The following is a 23,860-nucleotide window of genomic DNA, read 5'->3' on the forward strand; positions in this document are numbered from 1 at the left end:
AGCTGATAGCTGATAGCTGATAGCTGATAGCTGATAGCTGATAGCTGATAGCTGATAGCTGATAGCTGATAGCTGATAGCTGATAGCTGATAGCTGATAGCTGATAGCTGATAGCTGATAGCTGATATCTATTCCCTTTTATTTTAGCTACAATACGCGCCGAACAAATTTTAGGTAATAGCCCCCTTGAAAAATCCCCAACATAACTCAGTATTAGTTTTGCGTGCTCAGCAAATTAGCGAATCGCGCCGCGAATTTAATGCCCGTGGCGGCAAAATGGATCGCTGTGAGCAGTGTTTAATTGCTAAGCATTACTGTATATGTGAGGGGGTAGAACAAGCGCAGTGCGATGCTGGCGTGTGTTTATTAATGTATCATAATGAAAGCTTTAAACCGTCAAACACAGGGCGTTTAATTGCTGAAATAGTCTCTGACAACTATGCATTTAGATGGGACAGAACAGAGCCAAGCGCTGAGCTATTAGCTTTATTAAACAACGCTGATTATCAACCTGTGGTGATATTTCCAGCTGAAGATGTAGAGCCGGGCAGGGCAACCACCGAAGTAAACATTGAGCCTGGCAAAAAGCCATTATTTATATTTTTAGATGGCACCTGGCGCGAAGCTAAAAAAATGATCCGCAAAAGCCCGTACCTAGATAATTTACCGGTGTTGTCGATCACCGCTGATAAACTATCAGATTACCGTTTACGCGTTGCACCTCACGCATACCAGTTAGGCACTGCTGAGGTAGGCATTATGGTGTTAGCGCTCGCAGGTGAGCAAGATGCCGCCTTAAAGCTTGAACAGCACTTTATAAAATTTCGTGATGCGTACTTACTTGGTAAGCGAAATAAGGGCAGGCCACAGTAACTTAATTTTAGGCAAAGAAAAGCGCGCTCTATCTCTAGGCGCGCTTGCGGAATCTTCTAATTTTGCATCCTGCAATTGAACTTAATCAACTCCAATTTTTACTTATCCATGTGATTACGATATTACTTTTTAGTTCTATGTAATTTAGGCTATCCGGGCCTATCTCCTTTAAATCCCTGTACATCCTGGAGTGGTAAAAACTATTACCTATTCCCTTTGGCACATCCTAGTGCAGTCCATTAATTTACAATTCCATTGTGTTGCCTCAAGGGCCTGTCCATTTAATTCCTATCACATCCTGTTAAACAACTATCCGCTGTTGTTATCCTTGCTGTATCGTCCTGATACGTTCCTTTGTGCAACAATCCATTGCGATACTCATCCTGAGCCTGTCCTAATTTCCGTGTTGTCCGTAGTAACCTAATCATTGGTTGTTCGAGTAAGCAGTCCATTTCCTTTTACTCGATAAGCATCACTGCTTGGTTGATGTAGTAATTGTAGCGTGCTGGTGCAACTAAAATAGGTTAAAACGGCTATGGATTTACTTATAAAAAATGAGTATTCATAACAAATTAAATAAAAACAACAGCTTACACTAGTTTTGCTTGGTTGTTATAGGTTTTTTTACTCATTAGCTGTCAGCTCTGTAAGAGATGTCTTACGCGGTATTTCCCTTTTGGTCATTAATTACTTATTTACATTTATGTAAAGAGTGTATATTTTCACGTATCACGATAAAATCCCCTGTAAATAATTACTATTTAGGTAAATTGATATGAGAACTGCACTGGCTATACTTACTTGTATTATTAGCGCTTCGCCTGCGTTTGCGAGCGATGTTGTTAATATTTACTCTTTTCGTCAACCGTTTTTAATTCAACCTATTTTAACTGACTTCACTAAGCAAACTGGCATTAAAACGAATGTGGTTTTTGCAAAAAAAGGGTTAATAGAGCGTGTTAAGCGTGAAGGAAAACACAGTAAAGCCGATTTAGTATTAACATCTAATTTTAGTGCGCTTATTCAGCTAGAGGACCTAAATTTAACGCAAAGTATTAAAAGTGATCGCATTAAAAACAATATTCCTGCGTCGTATAGAGATAGCGACGGGCAGTGGGTGGCATTAACTAAGCGGGTTCGTAATGTGTATTCATCAAAAGAGCGCCTAGGTGCTTTACCTGAACTCACCTACGAAGATTTGGCTAACCCACAGTACAAAGGACAAATTTGTACACGTTCTGGCAAGCACCCTTATAACCTTGGCTTGGTTGCTTCGATGATTGCTCATCACGGCGAGGAAAAAACTAAAACATGGTTAGAAGGTGTTAAAGCTAATTTAGCACGTAAGCCACAAGGTAACGATCGCGCGCAAGTAAAAGCAGTAAAAGAAGGTTTGTGCAATCTTGCTTTAGGTAATAGTTACTACCTTGGCAAAATGCTTCAAGACGACGAGCAAAAAGCGTGGGCTGAGTCTGTTTATATTAATTTTCCTAATCAGCAAAATCGCGGCTCACACATAAATGTTTCGGGTGCTGTCATTACTAAATATGCAAAAAATCCTGATAATGCCCTTAAGCTTATTGAGTTTATGAGCGAAACCAAAGCACAAAATATGTATGCATCTGTAAATATGGAGTACCCGGTTAAGCAAGGTGTTGAGCTATCAAGTTTAGTGGCCTCTTGGGGGAGCTTTAAAGAAGATGGCCTAGCACTTGATGAGATCAGTAAATATCGTCCGTTAGCCCTTAAGCTAATAGATGAGGTGAAGTTCGACCTTTAATGAATTTTATATTTAAGCTGTCTAAATGGCAGCTCTTTGCTTGGTCGACAGGGCTTTTATTGTCGGCCCCGCTGTTTTTTCTGATATATGAATCTTTACAAGGCGACTCAGAGGTATTTTCTCATCTGTGGGATACCGTGCTGTGGGATTATATTACTAATACCGTACTGCTTATTTTTGGCGTATGCCTGCTTAGCTGTGCAATTGCGCTTCCGCTTGGTTGGCTCAGTGCGTATTGCTCCTTCCCCGGAAAAAAGCAATTTGAATGGGCGCTTATGCTGCCCCTTGCAATGCCTACCTATTTAATAGCTTATGTGTATACCGATTTGCTAGATTACGCTGGCCCTGTGCAAATAGCCCTAAGAGACTGGTTTGATTGGCACTCGCCAACGGATTATTGGTTTTTTGATATTCGCACTTTGCCCGGCGCTATTGTAATGATCGCACTTGTGCTGTATCCGTATTTATTTTTAATTTTTAAAACCGCACTGCGAGAGCAGTCATTTAAGCTAGTGCAAGCTAGTCAATTAATGGGTTTATCGCCTTGGCAAAGCTTTTTTAAAGTAAGCATAGTGCTTTCTCGTGGCTCAATTGTGGCAGCCCTTGCGCTCATAAGCATGGAAACCATGGCCGACTATGCAACGGTAAGTTACTTTGCAGTGAGCACTTTAACCACCGCAGTGTACGATACATGGTTTGGTTATTACTCACTCACGGCTGCAGCGAAAATATCGGGCGTTATGCTGTTACTGCTGTTTTTAGCTTTAATGGCGGAGCGCTTTAGTCGGCGTAACCAAGCCGTGTTTGAGCGTCAATCAGGTGTTAATAGCGAGTCGTTATACAAACTTAAAGGTAAACAAGCATGGCTGGCTACGTCATTTTGCAGTGTTATTTTGCTCATTGCTTTTATTATACCTATGTTGGTATTGCTAAATTATGCAATAACTTACTTTGATAAAGCCTGGAACACGGCATTTTTTAGTTACGCGTGGCAAAGTTTACAAGTAGCTATTATTGTAAGCGTAGCCAGTATAATACTCGCTACACTAATCGTTTTTTATCAGCGTGTGGCAAAGCAAGGCTATTCTTTAATACCTGGTCGCTTAGCGAGCACCGGCTATGCACTGCCAGGTACGGTACTGGCTATTGCTGTGCTATTACCGCTTAGCGTATTAGAAAACTCAATAAATATAGCCCTTGAGAGCTACAACCTAGATATAGGTTTATTACTAACCGGCAGCATTGTCACTATTATACTGGCTTACTTAGTGCGCTTTTATGCCATTGCGCACGGTGCTATAGAATCGAGCTTTGTACGTATTAGTCCATCACTGGATATGGCTAGCCAATCTATGGGTAAAAGCCCAGGGCAAACACTGCGCTTAGTGCACCTTCCTTTATTACGTCGAGGTCTTTTAACAGCTGCATTGCTTGTATTTATTGAGTGTATGAAAGAGCTGCCTGCCGCATTACTATTAAGGCCTTTTGACTTTGAAAGTTTAGCCACACATGTATTTCAATATGTGAGCGATGAGCAGCTTGAGCTTGCTTCTATTTCCGCTTTATTTATTGTTTTGGTTGGGTTGATCCCCTTGTATTTTATTAATCGTTCTATGGAGCAACGCAGTTAAATGAGCCGTTTAAATTTACAAGGCGTGGGTTATCACTACAGTGGCACGCACGTGCTATACAATTTAGATTTAACGGTGGGTCAAGACGAAATTGTGTGTTTGCTCGGAGCCAGCGGCTGCGGTAAAACAACCACCTTAAAAGCAATTGCTGGCCTTATTGAAATAAATGAAGGTAGCGTATTTATAGATGGCAAATGTGTAAGCGATAAGCATACATTTATATCACCAGAGCATCGTAATATAGGGATGATGTTTCAAGATTATGCCTTGTTTCCGCACCTCAGTGTGGCCGATAATATTGCGTTTGGGCTGGGTAAAGTAAGCAAAGCGCAAAAACAGCAACGGGTAGAGGAAATGCTAGAGCTAGTGCATTTAACGGGGTGTGCAAAACGCTACCCTCATCAGCTCTCGGGTGGCCAGCAGCAACGCGTGGCTATTGCGCGGGCTTTGGCTTATAAGCCTAGTTTATTGCTTCTTGATGAGCCTTTTTCGAACATAGACACACAAGTACGTTTTGAGTTAATTGCTGATATTAGGCGCATTATTAAAGCGCAGCAGGTTTCTGCGGTATTTGTTAGCCACTCAAAAGAAGAAGCCTTTGCGTTTTCAGACACGCTAGCCATTATGCATCAAGGAAAAATAGCCCAACAAGGTACTCCAGAGCAGCTTTTTGCCGTGCCAAAGACAAAGGAGGTTGCAGAGTTTCTGGGTCAGGGCATATACTTAGGCGCAGAAGTGTTAACGGCAACTGAATACACAACGCCTTTTGGTGTCGTGCAATCGCAGCATGAGCATACGCACAGTGCAATAAAAGGGGTGGTGTATATTCGTCCACACCATATTGAGCTTGCGCAAAATACGCAGGCCGATAACCCTCAAGGTGTGAGCATTTTAAGCCGTCGGTTTATAGGCTCGGCTTATGTTTACACTGTTGTAATTGCAGAGCAAGAGATTGAAGTTGCCGCACAATATGGCCAGTCATTTGAAATAAATGAGCAGGTTATAATAAAAATAAAACCTCACACGGTGAATTTTTTCGAATCATAACAAATGTGTTATTCGCTGTGTTTTATAAAGCTAAGGAATAACAATGGCGCAAGCGCAATCTGGGATTTGTGCTGAAGCAAACTTACACGGTTTGCATTTATTTTTTAATGTATTTGATGGTCAAGACGAGTCATTGCGCGCAAAGCTTAAGCGCGTAAGCGCAATTGAAGAAGAGTTTAGTGATCAGTTCTCCGAAGCCATGCTCTCTTGCATGGTGGCTATAGGCGCGCAATATTGGCCGCATATACTACCTGAATATATCCCAAGCGAGCTGCAAAGCTTTCCTAATATAAATCACAGTGATTTTGTTATGCGCGTACAGCCATGTGATTTATTCATACAAATTCGCTCAGACCGAGAAGATGTTAATCACCTTTTTGCATTGCAAATATTAAAGTTGTTTTCGCCCGATGTAGAGCTGGTTGAACAAATTCGCAATTTTAGGTTTTTAGATGGGCGAGACTTTAACGGCTTTATTTATGCAGGCGACACCCCACATGGACGCCAAAAACGAATCACGGCACTGGTTAATAACCCCGACAGCTTTGAACACCAAGGCAGCTATATTCATGTACAGCGTTATAAGCATGACCTGAGCGTATGGCAGCATTTATCACTAAGCGAGCAAGAACACATTATGGGGCGCACACGTTTAGATAACACCTTAATTGAGCCAAAGGTAGATACTAGCCACGCGACTAGAAGTGAGCTAAAAGATGAGAGCGGCCAAGCAATACTGCTTAACCAAAGCATGCCGTATGGCGATGTTTACGAGCAAGGCATGCTAAGTATTACATGCTCTGCATCGGGAAGTGCGTTTGAAAAGGTACTTAACAGCCGCATAGGAAAAGGGGAGTGTTACGACCATTGGCTTGATTTTACTCAAGCCGATATGGGGTCAGCTTTTTTTGCCCCCTCAGTTGGTTTTTTAAAGCAAATTTAAACCGTATCAAATAAAATACGTACTCGTTCAAGTGTGACGTCTATTTCAGAGATTTTTGCTGGGGCAATAAATATAGTATCGTCTCCGGCAATAGTACCTAATACACCATCGGCCTTTCCTAACGAGTCAAGTAAGCGGGCAATAAGCTGCGCAGCGCCTGGACTAGTGCGAATAATGATCATCATTTCATTATGCATAATATCAATGACTAACTGGCGTAATGGGCTTTTAGCTGTCGGCACTCCCATTTCAGCGGGTAGGCAGTAAACCATTTCTTGTTTAGCGTTGCGGGTACGCACAGCACCAAACTTACTTAACATGCGTGACACTTTACTCTGGCTTATATTGTCAAAGCCTTGCTCTTTAAGCGCATCAACTATTTCGCCTTGAGAGCCAAAGTTTTCTTCTTTTAAAAGTGATTTAAACGCTTTTACCAATGCTTCTTGTTTATCTTGAGGTTGCATAGTCTTTATTCATTATTGTTATTTATGCTGTAAATACTACACAAAAATGAATAATTATGCAGCAGTTGTTTAGTCAACTTGACAGTTTGATGCGATAAACCACCAAAGTTTACAACTATGGTCGAAAATATCGCAAAATAGGCCCGATAAATTTGTTTTTAGGCGCTAATTTCATTATCTTAAGGGCCACAAGTATTTCCTACCTCAAATGACGGAGAATTCCAATGAAAGTTGCTGTATTAGGTGCTGCAGGCGGTATCGGTCAAGCATTGTCTTTACTATTAAAAACAGGCTTACCAGCTGGTTCTGAATTATCACTTTACGATGTTGCACCAGTTGTACCAGGTGTTGCTGTTGACCTATCACACATCCCAACTGATGTTAAAGTAGCAGGTTTTGGCGCAGACGATTTAAACAAAGCGCTTGACGGTGCTGATATTGTTTTAATCCCAGCGGGTATGCCACGTAAACCAGGTATGGATCGTGCAGATTTATTTAACGTAAATGCCGGTATCATTAAAACACTAGCTGAAGGCATTGTAGCTAGTTGTCCTAAAGCACTTGTGGGTATTATTACTAACCCAGTAAACGGCACAGTACCGATTGTTGCTGAAGTGTTCAAGAAAGCAGGTACATACGATGCAAGCCGTGTATTTGGTATTACTACGCTTGACGTGATTCGTTCAGAAGCATTTGTTGCTGAACTTAAAGGCGTAGACGTTGCTACAGTTAAAGTACCAGTAATTGGTGGTCACTCTGGCACAACTATTCTTCCTCTACTTTCTCAAGTTGAAGGCGTAACTTTCACTGAAGACGAAGTTGCTGCACTTACTCCACGTATCCAAAATGCAGGTACTGAAGTAGTAAATGCTAAAGCAGGTGGTGGTTCAGCTACATTATCAATGGGTGCTGCTGCAGCACGTTTTTGTATGTCTTTAGTTAAAGGCCTACAAGGTGAAGATGTTGTAGATTACGCATACGTTGCTGTTGAAGATGGTGATGCAGAGTATTTTGCACACCCAGTACGTTTAGGTAAAAACGGCGTTGAAGAAATTCTTTCTTACGGCGAGCTAAGCGCATTTGAAGAAAAAGCGAAGAACGATATGCTTGAGACACTGAAAAAAGACATCAAAGAAGGTGTTGATTTCATGGCGTAATAGCCAAGTTATGCACAAAAAAGCCTGCTTATGCAGGCTTTTTTATTGCTCGAAAATTATGGCCCTTAAATACTAATTAAGGGAGGCTGCAAAGTTAGTGATCTCGCTCTACAGCTATACGCGCTAAGCTGATTAACGCTTGCTTGTACTGCGACTCTGCTAAAAAGTCTAAACAGGCAATGGCCTTGTCTGCTTCTTGCTGCGCCTTTTGCATTGTAAATTCAAGTGCGTTGGTTTGTTTAAGTGCCGTTAAAATAGCCTCAAGGTTATCCATACCATTGCAATGCTCAATGGCATCACGAATAAGGGCTCTTTGCTGATCACTGCCGTGCTTCATAGCGTATATTAGCGGTAAGGTTGGCTTACCTTCTGCTAAATCATCACCAATATTTTTACCTAATTGGTCAGCGTCTGCGTTGTAATCAAGCACGTCATCAACTAACTGAAAAGCAGTACCTAAATGCATACCATATAAATTAAGCGCATCTAACACACTATTATCTTGCTCGGTAATAATAGCTGCAAGCCCTGTAGCGGCTTCAAATAATTTAGCCGTTTTAGAGTAAATAACCTGCATGTAACTTGCTTCGGTGGTATTAGGGTCGTTGCAATTCATAAGTTGCAATACTTCACCCTCAGCAATCACGTTGGTGGCATCAGCAAGCACTTGCATAATTTGCATTTTGCCCAGCCCCACCATAAGTTGAAACGAGCGGGTGTAAATAAAATCCCCAACCAGCACGCTGGCAGCATTACCAAATTCGGCATTTGCAGTCGGTGTACCACGGCGCAGGTTAGATTCATCAACAACATCATCATGTAATAGTGTTGCAGTATGAATAAATTCAACAATCGTTGCCAAAGTAATGTGATCTTTACCTTGGTAACCCAAAGCTCTTGCTGCCAATATTGCCAGCATCGGGCGTACGCGTTTGCCGCCGCTGTTAACGATGTACAAACCAAGTTGATTGACTAACGCCACATCTGAGCGCATTTGCGCGTGTATAAGTTGATTGACGTCATTCATATCGCTTTCGATTAACGCCTGGATAGCTTTTATATCCATTGATCTCCGAGCCAATTTTTATGTGTGAACGGCGCCGATTGTACAACAAAAAAAGCACTAGCTCGATATTTTGTGACGATTCATTAAAAAAACCGAGTTAAAAACCTTAATTAGCGCTTAATTAGGGTATTTAATTGTATATTTCACACTCAAAGCGCGACTATTTATTGCGCAGTCAATGGGTTCTGGAGTAGGCATAGCGACACGTAAATTTATTTTGTCTTTGCACTAAAAAGCGCTTGGCAACAGGGCAATTTAATATAAAATGGGGGAAATATTGAATTGCTCTCAATGCAGCTACTTTTTATTCATTTTAATTACAAAATAGGCTTGCTAGTTTTTATGCATTAGCGTAAACTTCGCGCCCTATCGAAGAATATTTTAGTTGCGTCGATTTGAGGGCGCACAGACGGAGTTAATTATGTACGCGGTTTTCCAAAGTGGTGGTAAACAGCATCGTGTGACTGAAGGTCAAACGATTCGTCTTGAAAAATTAGACGTTGAAACTGGTGCAGCAGTTGAATTTGATTCAGTACTTTTAGTTGCTGATGGTGAGAAAATCGAGATCGGTGTACCGTTCGTAAACGGTGGTAAAGTAACAGCTGAGGTTGTTTCACATGGTCGCGGTGAGAAGATTAAGGTTGTTAAATTTAGACGCCGTAAGCATTCTCGTAAGCAAATGGGCCATCGTCAATGGTTCACTGAAGTTAAAATCACTGGCATTAGCGCTTAATTAGAGGTACTTAGAAATGGCACATAAAAAAGCAGCTGGTAGTACTCGTAACGGTCGCGATTCAGAAAGCAAACGCCTAGGTGTTAAGCGTTTTGGTGGCGAATCAGTTCTAGCGGGTAGCATCATTGTTCGTCAACGTGGTACTCGTTTCCACGCTGGCGCAAACGTAGGTATCGGTAAAGACCACACTATCTTCGCAAAAGCAGATGGTAAAGTTCAATTTGAACAAAAAGGTCCTTTAAACCGTAAATACGTAACTATCGTAGCTGAGTAATCAGTAAGGTAGTAAAAAACCCCGCCTTTGCGGGGTTTTTTGTTTTCAGAAACGTCAAATATATACCCAAGCCTGCATTTACGTTGGCTTGGGTATATAATAGTTAAATTAAAGCCAATCCCTAAAGTGAGTAATCATGAAGTTTGTAGATGAAGTAGAAATTCGCGCAGAAGCTGGTGACGGCGGCAGCGGTGTCGTGTCTTTCCGTCGAGAAAAATATGTACCAGACGGTGGCCCGGACGGCGGTGACGGTGGAGACGGTGGTAGTGTTTATCTACAAGCTGATGAAAACTTAAATACCCTAATTGATTACCAGTTTGAGCGTTTTCACCGTGCCGAGCGTGGTACTAATGGTCAAAGCCGTAACTGTACAGGTAAAAAGGGCGAAGACTTGGTAGTAAAAGTACCTGTGGGTACACGTATTACCGACGTTGACACTCAAGAGGCGTTAGGCGATTTAACGCAGCATGGTCAAAAAATTGTGGTTGCAAAAGGTGGTTTCCATGGCTTGGGGAATGCACGTTTTAAATCAAGTACTAACCGTGCCCCACGTCAAAAAACGTTAGGTACTCCAGGTGAAGTTCGTAACCTTAAATTAGAGCTTATGCTACTTGCCGATGTAGGCCTATTAGGGTTGCCAAATGCAGGTAAATCAACGTTTATTCGCAGTGTATCGGCAGCAAAGCCAAAAGTAGCTGATTACCCGTTTACCACGCTTATTCCTAATTTAGGGGTTGTACGCCCAGAGGCTAACAAATCGTTTGTAATAGCCGATATTCCGGGCTTAATTGAAGGTGCCTCAGACGGTGCTGGCCTAGGTATTCGCTTTTTGAAGCATTTAGAGCGTTGTCGTGTATTGTTACACGTGATTGACGTTATGCCTGTTGATGGTTCAAACCCTGTTGATAATGCATTTGCCATTATTAACGAGTTACACCAATACAGCCCTAAGCTTGCAGAAAAGCCACGCTGGTTAGTGTTTAATAAAATAGACCTCTTGCCAGAAGATGAAGCGCAAGCTTTGTGTGAGCAAATTGCGCAAGAGCTAGGTGAAGAAGAAAACGTTTACCGTATTTCAGCAGTTAATAAGCTTAATACTCAGCCATTAATTCACGATATTATGGCATTACTTGATAGCATGCCTAAAGAGAAGTTCGTTGAGATTGAAGACGAAGAAGTTGAGTTCAAGTGGGATACCTACCATCAAAAAGCAACCAAAGGCGATGATGATGATTGGGACGACTGGGATGAAGACGACTACGATGTAGAAGTGGTCTACGAGCGTTAATAAAAAACATATTTTAAAAAGGAGCATAAGCTCCTTTTTTATTTTTTAAGAATAAAGTACTAGGTATTTGATGTGATAATTTCAATGATCGCCGCAATGGCAAATAACCGTGTAATTGGTCTTGATAATAAAATGCCGTGGCATTTACCCGCCGATCTACAGCATTTCAAAAAGGTAACAACAGGCAAACCTGTCGTTATGGGGCGTAAAACATTTGAATCGATAGGTCGTCCTTTACCTGGGCGTCGCAACATAATTATTACCCGTAATAGCCAGTACAGCGCTCAAGGCATTGAGACGGTCACCACCCCAGAGGCTGCGCTAGAGCTGGTTAAAGCCGAAGAAGAGGTGATGATAATTGGCGGTGGTAATATTTATCAGCAGTTTTTACCAAGTGCCGATCGTTTATATTTAACCTTTATAGATTTAGAGGTTGAAGGGGATACGCAGTTTCCAGATTACCAAGCGGTAGCAACGTGGGAAAACGTCGACGAACAGACAAATAAACCCGATGAAAAGAATCAATATAGTTATAAATTCGTAACTTTATATAAAAAAGATTAACATTATTGCGAAACTTACAGCAGGTTGGTACAATATTAGACAATCAACATAGGTAAAAAGTACCATAAAGGGTGTTTCATGTTTAAATTGTCAAAGCTAATTGTTATTACAGCCGTTGCTGCTGGTTCGTTAATGTATACCGTGCCTGCTAAAGCCAATGATCAATTAGCAGTATCTATTTGTGAATATATCGCAGCTGATGATAAAAACCGTTTACGTAGTAAACTAAAAAGCTCACGTGTAAAAATTCGCAATATTTACGATGCTATTCAATGTAATGGTAATAATTTACTTCGCCATGCTGTAGTTAGTAACGCTGTTGACTCGGGCGAGTACATAGTTAAAAACTTATCAAAAAGCGCACTGTCTGATGGCGCTGATATAGCATGGGCTGAAGGCAATGGCCACGGTGGCTCACCGTTAATTGCTGTAATTAAAGACCGTGCAGGCCTTTAATTAACACAATAAAATAAAAACCGCGCTGGTCGCGGTTTTTTTGTGCCTGGCGTTAGCTAATACGCAGCGCTTTAGTAATGGTGATAGCTGTATTAAGCCTCTTATAATTTGCACACCCAAGTGATGAAACTCTCACCTTGTAATTAACCCGCGTTTCTTATCTTTAATAGCATATAAATTAAGTTGCTTGGTTTAATAAAGGCGCTGTATTCGCTAAGCCTTTACTCGTATATTTGCCGTAAATATACGTGTTTTCCCTGAGTTACATAAAATTGTCATAAATAGTTAATAGTCTACGCGCTTAAACAATAGGGGTTGTTATTTATGCGCGTATCATCTTTTACTCGGCTGTTAGCCATACTGTTAACATTGGCAAGTATTTTATTAGCCATCACACTATTTTGGGCAAGCCAAACTTTACTTAAGCTTGAGCAACAAGACAGCGCATACAGTAAATTAAAAAACACGATTTTAGTGGATTTAGCCGGTGACTTAGGCAGTTATCTAGAACAAGGTGATAGCCAATACTTAAATCAATCATCAGCCCTAATTGAGCAAGTAAAAACACAGCAACTCGCAGTACTCCCCTCGGTACTTGCCGAGCAATTAAATGATCAGCTCAGCACGTTAGATACCGATATTAAAGGTAAGTACAGAGCGCTGGGTAAATTGTCGGGCAACGAAACGGCGTTACTTGATAATGCAATTCGCCAAATGGCCGGCTCAGCCTCGTCACTGATTGGTTATGCAAAAAAATCCCCTAATCAAAATAGCGATGCGCAAGCTTATTACACACTTGGCGCAGATTACTATAACGAGGTGATCAACCTCGCCTTATTTACTTATCAACTAATCGTAAGTTACGACAGCAATACTGAACAAAGTTTGCAGCAAAGTATTGCTAATTTAAATGCGTTAGCAGCCAAAATAGAGCAACTCCCTAATTTAGGTGTTATGAGCGAAGTTGACGAAGATGCTTTATTTTTTGACGAAGAAGCTGAATATTTGGCCGATGAAATAAAATCTGAAATTACCAGCTGGCCTAACCGCTACCCCCGCGATTTAGCCAGTACATTAGCGCAAGCCCAGCAACGTGAAGCGGGCACCAATGAATTGCGTGAGCAAATTAGCTTGCTCTCTAAAACCGTTATTAATGCAGAGCAGCAACTAAAACACGCACAAGGGGCGCTTAAAGAAAACGTATTTTGGGTATTTTGCTTTGCTATTGGCGCTTTGGTGATGCTAGCCGCAGGTGTTTATTTTGTGCAGCGTAACCAAGTGCTCAACCCATTAAGGCAACTCAGAGACGGGTTTGCCTTTTTAATTGAAAGTAACGAGCTGAAAAACATTGAAAGTAAGAACCCAAAAACAGAGGTTGGCGAAATAGCCAGTTACTTTAATTTATTAATTGAGCGACAGCGCAAAGAGGCACAAGAGCGTGCCCAAATGCTAAAAGTGGTAAATGATTTTATGCAGCAAATGAGTGAGCATTTGCAAACTATTAGTCAAAAAGCGTCTACAAGTCATGGGCAAGTGGAGCAAAACCAACATTTGCTTGCTGATATTCAACAAATTGGCGAGCAGGTAAATAATATTAATGCCCAAGTGGCTGATAACGCCCAGCACACTTTTAGTGCAATGGAGCAAAGTTTAGGCTTTGCACAAAGCATGCTAAGTGCCAGTTCAGACACGCAAACACGGGTTGAGCAAAGTATGCAAAACCTACAAGAGCTGCTTGCGGGGGTTGAAGGCGTTGGGCAAATTATTGAAGTGATCCGCAATATTGCCGATCAAACAAACCTACTAGCGTTAAATGCAGCAATTGAATCAGCACGTGCTGGCGAGCATGGCCGAGGCTTTGCTGTTGTAGCTGATGAAGTACGCCAGCTTGCCCGCCAAACTCAAGGCTCATTGAGCGATATTAATGAGCAGCTCACACTACTGAGCGAAAAGTCGGGCACAGTGTCTACACAAATTGCGGCCTTAGCAGATGGCGCGCAGTCGCAAACACAAAACGCGCAAGAGCTAAAAGTAAACTCAGAGGGCGTGGCCGATAACGCTCAACAAGCCAACAAAGTGGCCTTTGAGGCCATGGAGCTGGCTAAACAGCAAAGTAATTTGCTAGATAACTTTAGCCAGTCAATGCAAAGTATGAAAGGCCAAGTAAGCGAATCAAGCTTACTTGTTGACGATATTCATAGCCAGTTACAACAGCAAATGCAAACCATAAAAGTAAACCTTGGCTTGTAAATACCTGCTAACACAAAGGTAATTAGCGTTATACTGTAGGCTCATTAATCAAATGCTTTAAGGATTTATCATGATTGAACAAGGTCAAACGTTACCCGCAGTTACATTAACGCAGCTAACAGACGAAGGCATGCAAACTCATACTAACGCTGAGCTTTTTAATGGTAAAAAGGTTGTGCTTTTTGCTGTACCGGGTGCATTTACGCCTACCTGTTCAAATGCGCATTTACCTGAATTTATAACCCTTAGTGATAAAATTAAAGCAAAAGGTATTGCGGCAATTTACTGTGTATCGGTTAACGATGCTTTTGTAATGAAAGCGTGGGGAGAATCTCAAAATGCCCAACAAATCGATATGTTAGCAGATGGCGATGGCAGTTTTACTAAAGCGTTAGGGCTTGATAAAGACACCGGCAGTTTTGGTGGAACACGCTCTACGCGCTATGCAATGATAGTCGACGATAATGTAGTAACAGGACTGTTTGTTGAAAAAGACAAAGAGTTTTCAGTAAGCCGTGCTGAGTCTGTGTTAGAAAAACTATAACCGCTTTATTAAAGCCCTAAGTGCATGCACTTAGGGCCTTTTTAATTATGGCTGGTATTGGCCACTTAATGTTAAACCCGAAAAAGTTCTGTAAGCGTTAACGCTTAAATGCCACGTACCCGCTTGCGGATTGCTAAACGTACATGTTTCTGCGTTGCCGTTTTTATAAGGACGACAATCGTAGCTAGATGCGGTAGGTTGGCTGCCAAACTTAACAAATAAGTCAGCATCACCTGTACCACCTGAAGTGGTGACTGTAAATGTGCTCATTCCTGCTGGCACATCTAAGGTATAGTGCTTCCAGTTACCTGTTGTAGCCGTTACATCGCTCACCGTGCCGCCACCGGCTTTTGGTGTAGTTGAACCGCCACCTGTAGAACCACCTGTAATATTACCCACTAAACTAACGCCAGAATAAGCCGAGTAGCCACGAAGCATTACATGGTATGTACCAGCGGTTGGGTTATCAATAGAACACTCTTCGCTATTACCGCCTTTGTACGGACGACAATCGTAGCTTGAGGTAGTTGGTTGGCTGCCTGCGCGTACGTATAAATCTGCATCGCCGCTACCGCCACTCATTGTGAACGTAACATTCGTTGCGCCACTTGGTACTGTCATCGTGTAATACGCTTGTGAACTTGCAGCGCCGCTTAAGCCTGTTTTAGCTTCACCATCTGTCAGTTCGCTATCGCCACCGGTAGGAGGTGTTGTACCGCCACTTGCTGCGGCTACAGCGGCTGCTGCATCAACAATACCTGTACCACAACTTGTACACGTTGCTGGGAATGAGCGGGTAGTTGATTTTAAAATGCTTTCTATTTCATCTGGGGTAGCATTTGGTTTAGCTTGCTTTATCAGGGCTGCAACACCGGCAACATGAGGCGCTGCCATTGATGTACCTTGAGAGAACGCATAGCTATCGCTTGAAGGTGTAGACGAGCCTGAATTATAGGTTGATAAAACGCCTTCAGAGTCGTTTGCAAAGCTTTGTGCGCCGCCCGGCGCTGCAACATCAATATTGCTACCATAGTTTGAATAATATGCTCGTCCGCCGTTACGTCCAACAGAGGCAACATTAACAACGCCACTACAGTTACCTGGGTTATAGTTTGCTGAGTTATCGTTATCATTACCGGCAGCAATAACCACGACTGCACCGTTGCTGCGTGCCGTGTTAATTGCGTTTTGTGTGGTAGAGCTACACGAGCCGCTGCCACCTAAGCTCATGTTAATTACATCAGCAGGGTTTGAGTTGGCAGGAATGCCCGATACACTTCCGCCAGATGCCCAAATAATGCCATCAGCAATGTCTGACGTTAAACCACCACACTTACCAAGTACACGTACAGGCACAACTTTAGCGCCATAAGCCACACCGGCAACACCTTCACCGTTATTAGTAACAGCCGCAACCGTACCTGCTACGTGCGTACCGTGCCAGCTTGAGCCTTGTGCGCCGTTATTTCCACATTCGCCAGCAGCTACAGCATCGCCCGGATCGCGTGCGTCACTGTCACGACCGCCGCCATCGTTTGCTACCGATAGGTTAGAGATCATATCGTAACCCGGTAAAATGTTAGCATTTAAATCAACATGAGGGCGGTAGCCAGTATCAAGTACCGCAACCACTACGCCACTGCCTGTTGCAGTATCCCATGCGGTTGGTAAGTTTAGGCCGCCCGCTTGCTCAAAGTAGTGCCATTGATCGCCGTAACGAGGGTCATTAGGCGTTGCAAATGGTTTTAACATTTGATCCACTTCAATGTATTCAACATTGCCAGAATCAACCATTTCTTGCATAAATTCTTGTGCTTCTGCAGCGCTCAGTTTTTTATCTGCGCGCATAACGTGGTGGTTATTAAGCGCCATTGCACGGATGTACTTCGCTTTTACTTTACCTTTTTTAGAAGCGAAATTTTTTACAAAGCGTTGAGCACGCTTTTTCATATTTGCAGGGCTTGCGTCAGCAGACGAGATGCTTAGCATATCGTTCGCGCTATTTTTGTACTTAATAATAAACTGAGTTTCAAAACCCGATTGGCTTTGTAGTTTGGCTGTTGTTTCTGCCATAGAGGTAGACACATCTTGAGCAACACTTGCAGATGCTGCAAATACCGTACTAATAGTGAGCGCGATAGCGCAACGCTTAAATGATTTACTTGTTGTCATAATTATCCCTAGTTGTTATTAGTTAGTTCGTAATATTAAATTACGAAACAGAAACAAAGGTAAATGATCTGTTAATTTCTTTAAAATAATAATTGCTTATGTACCTATTTCTTTTAGTTATAACCTAGGTGTACGGTGCCTTTGTCGTTGTTTAGTATTTATCATATAAAACAAAAATAAGTATAAAGGATTGTTATTTTTACACTGTTTAGAAAAGCCTATAACTAGCCTTGGTTACATTTGTTGCTATAAATTTAATAATAAATTCTATTCAGAGTGTTTAAACAAACTTTGCTATAATCGGGCAAATTTTTGAGTAGGGCGAAGTAATGAATCAAGTAGATGTAATTGTGATTGGCGCAGGTGCAGCCGGATTAATGAGTGCAGCACAAGCCGGTTATCGCGGGCGTAGCGTTACAGTGCTTGATATGGGCAAAAAGCCTGGTCGAAAAATTTTAATAAGTGGTGGTGGGCGTTGTAATTTTACCAATGAAAATGCCAGTCCAGAAAACTACTTATGCAGTAACCCTCACTTTGTTAAATCGTGCTTAAGCCGCTATACCCAACACGATTTTATTGAGCTGGTGGACCGCCACGGCTTGGCATACCATCATAAAACCTTAGGCCAATTGTTTTGCGATAACAGCGCGCAAGATATAGTTGATATACTACTTACCGAATGCGAGTGGGCTGGTGTTAATATTAAATTGCGCAGCGAAGTGTTAAATGTGGCTAAAACTGATATTGGCTACCGTATTACCACTGAGCAAGAAACACTTACTTGTGAATCGCTAGTTATCGCATCGGGCGGTTTAACAATGCCCAAGCTTGGCGCCACTCCTATAGGCTATAAAATTGCAGAGCAGTTTGGCTTAAACGTACTACCTACCATGGCGGCGCTTGTGCCATTTACTTTGCATCAACACGATAAAGAACGCTTTGAAGGGCTTTCAGGAATTAGTATACCGTGCGAAGTGTCTAGCGAAGACGGCACTGTATTTAAAGAGAATATTTTGTTTACTCACCGAGGTTTATCGGGGCCTGCCATATTGCAAATAAGCTCATTTTGGCGAGCAGGGCAGGCAGTAAGCATAAACTTGCTCCCTGATCTCGATTTAAAACAGCAACTGGCTGATTGGCGAGAAACACAAGCCCAAAAATCATTAAAAAACAGCCTTGCGACTATTTTACCCAAACGCTTTATAGACATACTGCACGACAGCAAAGCGATTCCAGATTGTAATATTAATCAGCTTACCCATGCTCAAATAGATGAGTTAGCAAGCTATATTCACGCATGGCAAATAAAACCTAATGGCACAGAGGGTTATCGTACCGCCGAGGTAACTTTGGGCGGCGTTGATACCGATGAGCTGAGCTCTAAAACCTTTGAAGCTAAAAAAGCCAAAGGCTTATATTTTATAGGCGAAGTAACCGATGTAACAGGCTGGCTTGGGGGCTACAACTTCCAGTATGCGTGGAGCTGTGGGTTTGCATGTGGGCAATATGCATAAGTATTTCAGCGTATTGTGATAGATGAGATAAAAATATTACACTCTTAATTAAGGTGATTTTAAAGAGTGTAATATTGGTGCGTATATTTTTGCTGTTAAGTATTGTCGCTACAAGTTTTAATGCATTAGCATCAGAAAACTACAGCGATCATGAAGCGTTTTGCTTGCAACAGCCCAAAACGCACTGTTTAACTTATATTGAAACGCGCCTTAATGAAGTCAAAGATAACCCTGCACAGTGGTACAAAATAAAAACCTACCAATTTGATTACTACTACGACTACCAACAGTTCGAAAACTTACTCAACGCTATTACTCCTTTTTTAGAGCAAGATAAGCTGCCCGATGTATTTAAGCTACAAATGTATTTTTATTACGCGAAAGCACTTAACTATATTGGCAAAAAAGCAGAAGCTAAAACGTATGCCGCTAAAGCGTTTACCCAGTTAGACGGGATATATAATGCTTTTGGTGACCCTTTAAGATTAGTGGAGTTGGCTAACCTACACTATGTGTTTGGTAGTAAAAAAGCAGCGATGCGATTACTAAGAGATGCCGAGCAGCGCTTTGCAAAAAATAACGATCCTATTTTTCATTTAGAGCTGCACATTAACAAAGCGCATATTTACTTAAAATGGCAGCAATACGAGCACGCAGTAAAAAGTAATTTAATGGCCTATAACGCCATAAAAAACACCAACCACGCTGCTAAAATAGTGCTTGCTAGCGGTAACTTAGCGTACAGTTATCAGCAAAATAAAGAGTATTTAGAAGCTATAAATTATTATAAAACCGCATTCAAATTTACTGAGCCCTCAAGCATTTACCATGCTATTTATAGCTTACGTTTAGCGCAGGTATATTTACAAATAGGTAAAAAGGTACAAGCGAAAGAGTGGCTTAGTCGCATTGATAGAAACGCCACCGAGTTTGGTAAAGGCCATGCTGCATTGTATAGCAAGCTGCAGCACGCCCTTAGCAATAATTAATTTGCAATCGCTGCTTTATATGGGGTGTTAACGCCTGCGTAACGCGGGCCAAATATTTCTAAACCTTTAGGGCCTGTAAACTCCTTTGGCGCTGGTAAAATTACAACGGCTACTTTCATGCCTACCTCGTAATTAGGATTAGTAATTGGTGTGCCTGTTTGGCTGTTAATACAGCATATTAAATCAGGAATGGTTACGTGCACTTCGTCATTTAAAAACGCGGCCATGTTTTCGTTTTTAACCGTTATTTTGTAGTTGTTATTTACAAACTCGCCTAACCCTTTAAGTGTTACTTCGCCTAACGTAAATCCCTCTACGGTGTTAAATTCAAATGTGCTTACCTCGCCTTCAAAGGCAACAAAGCCGCCGCCGTGCTTGGCAATTATGTGTGCGGTGTTAGCGTGCTGCTCGTTGGCTTCACGCATTGCTTTACCAAGTTTAAGGGCTTTGCTAATGGTGCCATGAATAACCGCGTTTTTCATTTGCTCAATAGGTAAAATATGATCAATGGCTGCAATGTCGTTACGACTAATTTTAGCCAGTGCTCGCACGACTGTTTCGGCGCGTAAGTCGTCCACTACATTTTCACAAATAAAGCACTCACCAAATTCATTCGCGGTAATAATGGGCGCGGCGGGTAAGTTATTTAAATAATAGGTTGAATGGGTGATCTCCGGTACTGCGCGCCCAGCGGGGTCGGCATCAATAATGTAGCCGTCAAACATTGCAGCTAAGTAAAACGATACTGCGGTGTTTGAGCCGCCAAGCTCACAACAAATAGTGCCATAAATAGCATCGTTACCTGTGTATTCAAGGGTGCGCTGGTAAGCAGCTAAAATCGCATGCTTAGTGCTGCGGGGTAGGTTTGCATAAGCGCGTTCTTCTTGTTCACTTAAAGCAGATATTGCCCCTAACATGTAAGGCGTACAAACAAGCTCACCCGCGGGGACTTCATCGGCACTAATTAGTTTAAAGGTTTTACCCTGTGCGAGTGCTTCGTCAATATAGGCAATGCCTTCACTTAACTCACCGCCGCCGCCAGTGCCTAAAATGGCGCAGCCGTATAAAATATCAATAAGTTGGTCACGATTAAGAATTTGCATGTGTGTATCGCTATTGGTTAACTCATACCCATCCCCAAAACAGATCACTTAATTAAGCGGATAGGTATAAAACAGCAGGCATTAAAAAAATACCTGCTGTAAAGGTGAAAAAATTAAAATTGGTAACTGAGCTCTATACCGTAACTACGAGGCTTATTAGGTTGGCGCACTAAGTCTGTAACCCCATCGGCCAGTAGAAAAATATCTTCAATAGCGCGCTCATCCGTAAGGTTCTCTACGTAAACTTGAACGCTCCACTGCTCTGATTTAAGCCCTACACCGGCATTTAGGTAGGTATAACGCGACGACTCAACATCAGGAATATCAATACTGAATGTTTTAGGGCCTTCAATTAATAGCTCAGCGCGCGAGAACAATGACCACTCACCGTTTAGTGCTAAGTTATGATTTGCCGACAGCCCGTAGTTATACTCAGGCACCCAAAATTGGGGCCTGCCAGCCAGTTCGGGGCGCAGTGCAAAGCGTTTAATTTCTGAATCAACAATACCTGCACTGAGGTTAATACTTAAATTGCTGGTGGCAGCAAAGGCGGCTTCTAGCTCTAAGCCTTTGGTTTGTACTTCGTTAATAGAGAGGTTTTCAAGGGTGAAGGTATCTATATTAAATTGGGTAAATTGCGCATCGTCTTGCTCAATAATAAACGCGGCGCCATTAAGGGTAACTTTGTTATTAAACAAAGCGGTTTTAAAGCCTACTTCGTAGCTGTCAGAAATTTCTTTATCAAAGGTGCGGCTAATACCGTCGGCTGGCTCGTTAAAGCCCCCACTTCTAAAACCACGCGAGTAGCCGGTGTAAAGCAGTAGGTCGTCATTCATTTGGTACGCCAAGGTAACTTTTGGCTGTAATTGGCTAAACGATTTTTTAGCGTAAGTGGCGTCTTTATTGGTTGGGTCGAACGACTCGCGAGTATCGTGATCGTAACGCATCGCACCGGTGAGCTCTAACTGCTCGTTTATATCGTAGTTAAACTGCCCAGCAAGTGCCCATGCATCGCTGCTGTTGTTATCGATAATTGAAAGGTAGGGCTCGTCATTAGCAAAATCTGCACGCGTTAAAATTTCGGCATCGGTAAAATCATCGTAAAATAATACCGCAGTATCGCGGTCGCGCTGTTGATAAAACGCCGACACCGACCATCTAAAAGCCTGATCCGACTGGGATATAAACCGCGACTCTAGCGTTAACGATTCAATATCGTATAACCCTTCTGTGCCAAATGGGGCTCTAAAAAAGCCATCTTCGTCAATAAAGGTGGCATCGGCAGAGTAGTCGCCATCGTAAAAGTGCTCGTTTTCTGAATTGCTGTACGCGGTGACAAACTCAAATTTACCTAAATCGTAATATTGGGTTAGCTTGGCGCTTAGCTCATACACATCACGCTCATCTTGGTTAATAATATTTTGTGAGGTATTAATTGAAAAGTCTTCAATGGTGTCATCGCTCACCCCTTGGTAGTAAGCAAACCCAGCTTCGCTTGAGGTGTATTTACCTTTAAGATTTATTGAGGTGTCTTCGCTTAGCTCAAACTCTAACTGTGAAAAAACCGATTGCTCTTTTAACGGGTCGGCGTAATCGCCTGTGTAGGTATTTTTAATCAGCCCATCGGTATCTTTAATGTAACCACCGGCTCTAAAATAAGCGGTGTTTTCATCGTTAAGCGAACCCGATACAACCGCATTCAAATTATACGTGTTGCCATTACCTATTGAGCCTTTAATTTTACCTTCAAAGTCTTCAATGGGTTTTTTAGTTGTCACAATAACCGCACCACCAATGGCGCCGCGGCCATACAGTGCGCCTTGTGCACCACGCATAACTTCAATACGTTCAATATCAACTAGGTCTTGGTTTATAAACTCTAAATCGGGGGCGGTAACACCATCAACTACAAACGCTAATGGCGGATCGCCCACCTGCGGTGTAATTAAGCCACGAATAGTAATACGGGCAAGGCCGGGCCTAAAATTATCGAGCTGTGATAAGTTGGGAGTTAAATTAGCAACATCACGAAAGTTAGTAATACGTGATTTTTCGATTGTCTCGGCGCTAAATGCGGTAACAGAGTCGGGCACGTTTTGTATCGACTCAACACGCCCGCGCGATATCACCGAAATTTTTTCTATAGTGTCAGTTACTGTTTGTTGTTGTTCTTGCGCATGCACATAGTTTATGCACGACAGGGTGACTGCCGATGCTAATAGTGTTTTACGAAAGCGTATTTTGTTGTATCTGCTCATGTTCTATGTCCTAATGTGACTATCATGGTGATGTTACTTAGTGATAAACATTGTCGCTTTTTCAGACAAAATAATATTTTGTAAACCCTTAATACAGCACACACAAATTGCTGAAAATAACGCTTAAGCGCGTAATTTTATGTATTTGTTGACCTTAAATTTACAAAATTAATTATTATTAAATGTGAAACCGGTTATGAAAAAAACGATAAAAATAGACAGGTACAATCAAAAAATACTAGCAATTCTGCACCTAACTGCCGATTTAACAAACGTTGAATTGGCCGAGCAAGTTAACTTGTCGCCCAGTGCATGTTTTCAGCGAGTAAAAGCATTAAAAGAGGCGGGATATTTTAGAACCTTTCATGCTGATATAAATTTAGAGCAAATTTGTGAGCACGTGTTTGCCTATATGGAATTTACCCTAGAGGACAATAACCTAGCAGCGCGGCGTAAGTTTTTAGCTGACATACACAACATTCCCGAAATAATGGATTGCATGCAATTAAGTGGTGATATTGATTATATTTCTTTTTGTTGTTTTGCCGATATTCAAGCGCTTAATGCAATGTGCGACAGGCTAACCGGTAGCTCACAGTATGCAATTAAAAAGCTGACTACACGCATAGTGCTTGAGCGCGCTAAGTTCTTTTTAGGCTACCCGCTGGAAAAACTTAAATGGCGAGACGAAATGAAAGTAGACGATGAAGAGTAGCCCCCTAATTTAGATTAATAAAAAGGCGCTTTATGCGCC

The 23,860-nt window shown here is 42.0% G+C and carries 21 protein-coding genes; 16 read left to right on the forward strand and 5 right to left on the reverse strand.

What is annotated here, in order from left to right; genetic code table 11:
* Positions 1–186 precede the first annotated feature (186 nt).
* The 5 genes from PSH48_RS11565 to PSH48_RS11585 all read left to right on the forward strand — a co-directional run bounded on the left by PSH48_RS11565 (position 187) and on the right by PSH48_RS11585 (position 6,274).
* Positions 187–873: a tRNA-uridine aminocarboxypropyltransferase gene (locus PSH48_RS11565; protein WP_273611614.1), complete on the forward strand. Its 687-nt coding sequence runs from the start codon at positions 187–189 to the stop codon at positions 871–873.
* A gap of 775 nt (positions 874–1,648) precedes the next feature.
* Positions 1,649–2,653 carry a Fe(3+) ABC transporter substrate-binding protein gene (locus PSH48_RS11570; protein ID WP_029773350.1) on the forward strand — a complete coding sequence of 335 codons (1,005 nt, stop codon included), beginning with the start codon at positions 1,649–1,651 and terminating at the stop codon, positions 2,651–2,653.
* Positions 2,653–4,284, forward strand: coding sequence for an ABC transporter permease (locus PSH48_RS11575; protein WP_273611615.1), 1,632 nt, complete (start codon positions 2,653–2,655; stop codon positions 4,282–4,284). The genes PSH48_RS11570 and PSH48_RS11575 overlap by 1 nt, the downstream gene beginning before the upstream one ends.
* Complete coding sequence (locus PSH48_RS11580; RefSeq protein ID WP_273611616.1) at positions 4,285–5,331, forward strand: ABC transporter ATP-binding protein; 1,047 nt, start codon at positions 4,285–4,287, stop codon at positions 5,329–5,331.
* Between the two features lie 43 nt (positions 5,332–5,374).
* Positions 5,375–6,274 (forward strand): Dyp-type peroxidase, encoded by a 900-nt coding sequence (locus PSH48_RS11585; RefSeq protein ID WP_273611617.1) that lies wholly within the window; start codon positions 5,375–5,377, stop codon positions 6,272–6,274.
* Here the strand turns inward: PSH48_RS11585 and argR are convergent.
* Entirely contained in the window at positions 6,271–6,738 is a 468-nt protein-coding gene (gene argR, locus PSH48_RS11590) for a transcriptional regulator ArgR (RefSeq protein ID WP_006794541.1), read from the reverse strand. The two genes, PSH48_RS11585 and argR, sit on opposite strands and share 4 nt — an antisense overlap.
* 224 nt (positions 6,739–6,962) lie before the next feature.
* Here argR and mdh point away from each other — a divergent pair, with 224 nt between their 5' ends.
* Positions 6,963–7,895, forward strand: a complete 933-nt coding sequence (mdh, locus tag PSH48_RS11595; protein ID WP_006794540.1) for a malate dehydrogenase — start codon at positions 6,963–6,965, stop codon at positions 7,893–7,895.
* Positions 7,896–7,989: 94 nt separating this feature from the next.
* On the opposite strand, the gene ispB is transcribed toward mdh, so the two are convergent.
* Entirely contained in the window at positions 7,990–8,961 is a 972-nt protein-coding gene (ispB, locus tag PSH48_RS11600; RefSeq protein ID WP_054982281.1) for an octaprenyl diphosphate synthase, read from the reverse strand.
* A 421-nt stretch (positions 8,962–9,382) separates the two neighbouring features.
* Between ispB and rplU the strand changes: the two genes are divergently transcribed.
* The 7 genes from rplU (at position 9,383) to PSH48_RS11635 (ending at position 15,070) form a co-directional block, all read left to right on the forward strand.
* Positions 9,383–9,694, forward strand: coding sequence for a 50S ribosomal protein L21 (gene rplU, locus PSH48_RS11605; protein ID WP_004587921.1), 312 nt, complete (start codon positions 9,383–9,385; stop codon positions 9,692–9,694).
* A 16-nt stretch (positions 9,695–9,710) separates the two neighbouring features.
* Entirely contained in the window at positions 9,711–9,968 is a 258-nt protein-coding gene (rpmA, locus tag PSH48_RS11610; RefSeq protein WP_004587922.1) for a 50S ribosomal protein L27, read from the forward strand.
* Between the two features lie 136 nt (positions 9,969–10,104).
* Positions 10,105–11,256 carry an Obg family GTPase CgtA gene (cgtA, locus tag PSH48_RS11615; protein WP_004587923.1) on the forward strand — a complete coding sequence of 384 codons (1,152 nt, stop codon included), beginning with the start codon at positions 10,105–10,107 and terminating at the stop codon, positions 11,254–11,256.
* A gap of 72 nt (positions 11,257–11,328) precedes the next feature.
* Positions 11,329–11,820, forward strand: a complete 492-nt coding sequence (gene folA, locus PSH48_RS11620; protein ID WP_273611618.1) for a type 3 dihydrofolate reductase — start codon at positions 11,329–11,331, stop codon at positions 11,818–11,820.
* Positions 11,821–11,898: 78 nt separating this feature from the next.
* Positions 11,899–12,276, forward strand: a complete 378-nt coding sequence (locus PSH48_RS11625) for a DUF3718 domain-containing protein (protein ID WP_004587925.1) — start codon at positions 11,899–11,901, stop codon at positions 12,274–12,276.
* Positions 12,277–12,600: 324 nt separating this feature from the next.
* Complete coding sequence (locus PSH48_RS11630) at positions 12,601–14,526, forward strand: methyl-accepting chemotaxis protein (RefSeq protein ID WP_273611619.1); 1,926 nt, start codon at positions 12,601–12,603, stop codon at positions 14,524–14,526.
* Between the two features lie 70 nt (positions 14,527–14,596).
* Positions 14,597–15,070 carry a peroxiredoxin gene (locus tag PSH48_RS11635; RefSeq protein ID WP_055252698.1) on the forward strand — a complete coding sequence of 158 codons (474 nt, stop codon included), beginning with the start codon at positions 14,597–14,599 and terminating at the stop codon, positions 15,068–15,070.
* A 45-nt stretch (positions 15,071–15,115) separates the two neighbouring features.
* Here the strand turns inward: PSH48_RS11635 and PSH48_RS11640 are convergent, their stop codons facing one another.
* Positions 15,116–17,242 carry a S8 family peptidase gene (locus tag PSH48_RS11640; RefSeq protein WP_273611620.1) on the reverse strand — a complete coding sequence of 709 codons (2,127 nt, stop codon included), beginning with the start codon at positions 17,240–17,242 and terminating at the stop codon, positions 15,116–15,118.
* A gap of 329 nt (positions 17,243–17,571) precedes the next feature.
* Here PSH48_RS11640 and PSH48_RS11645 point away from each other — a divergent pair, with 329 nt between their 5' ends.
* A complete protein-coding gene (locus PSH48_RS11645; RefSeq protein ID WP_273611621.1) occupies positions 17,572–18,756 on the forward strand; it encodes an NAD(P)/FAD-dependent oxidoreductase in 1,185 nt (394 codons plus the stop codon).
* Between the two features lie 77 nt (positions 18,757–18,833).
* Positions 18,834–19,745 carry a tetratricopeptide repeat protein gene (locus PSH48_RS11650; protein WP_223230617.1) on the forward strand — a complete coding sequence of 304 codons (912 nt, stop codon included), beginning with the start codon at positions 18,834–18,836 and terminating at the stop codon, positions 19,743–19,745.
* Here PSH48_RS11650 and PSH48_RS11655 read toward each other — a convergent pair.
* Both PSH48_RS11655 and PSH48_RS11660 read right to left on the reverse strand, forming a co-directional pair.
* Complete coding sequence (locus PSH48_RS11655; protein WP_273611622.1) at positions 19,742–20,848, reverse strand: DUF917 domain-containing protein; 1,107 nt, start codon at positions 20,846–20,848, stop codon at positions 19,742–19,744. The two genes, PSH48_RS11650 and PSH48_RS11655, sit on opposite strands and share 4 nt — an antisense overlap.
* A gap of 113 nt (positions 20,849–20,961) precedes the next feature.
* On the reverse strand, positions 20,962–23,106 hold the full coding sequence (locus tag PSH48_RS11660; RefSeq protein ID WP_273611623.1) for a TonB-dependent receptor: 2,145 nt from the start codon (positions 23,104–23,106) through the stop codon (positions 20,962–20,964).
* 196 nt (positions 23,107–23,302) lie between these two features.
* Here PSH48_RS11660 and PSH48_RS11665 point away from each other — a divergent pair, with 196 nt between their 5' ends.
* Complete coding sequence (locus PSH48_RS11665) at positions 23,303–23,821, forward strand: Lrp/AsnC family transcriptional regulator (RefSeq protein ID WP_024031376.1); 519 nt, start codon at positions 23,303–23,305, stop codon at positions 23,819–23,821.
* Positions 23,822–23,860 lie beyond the last annotated feature (39 nt).

Source organism: Pseudoalteromonas sp. Angola-4, assembly GCF_028599265.1.
Taxonomy (GTDB): Bacteria; Pseudomonadota; Gammaproteobacteria; order Enterobacterales; family Alteromonadaceae; genus Pseudoalteromonas; species Pseudoalteromonas atlantica.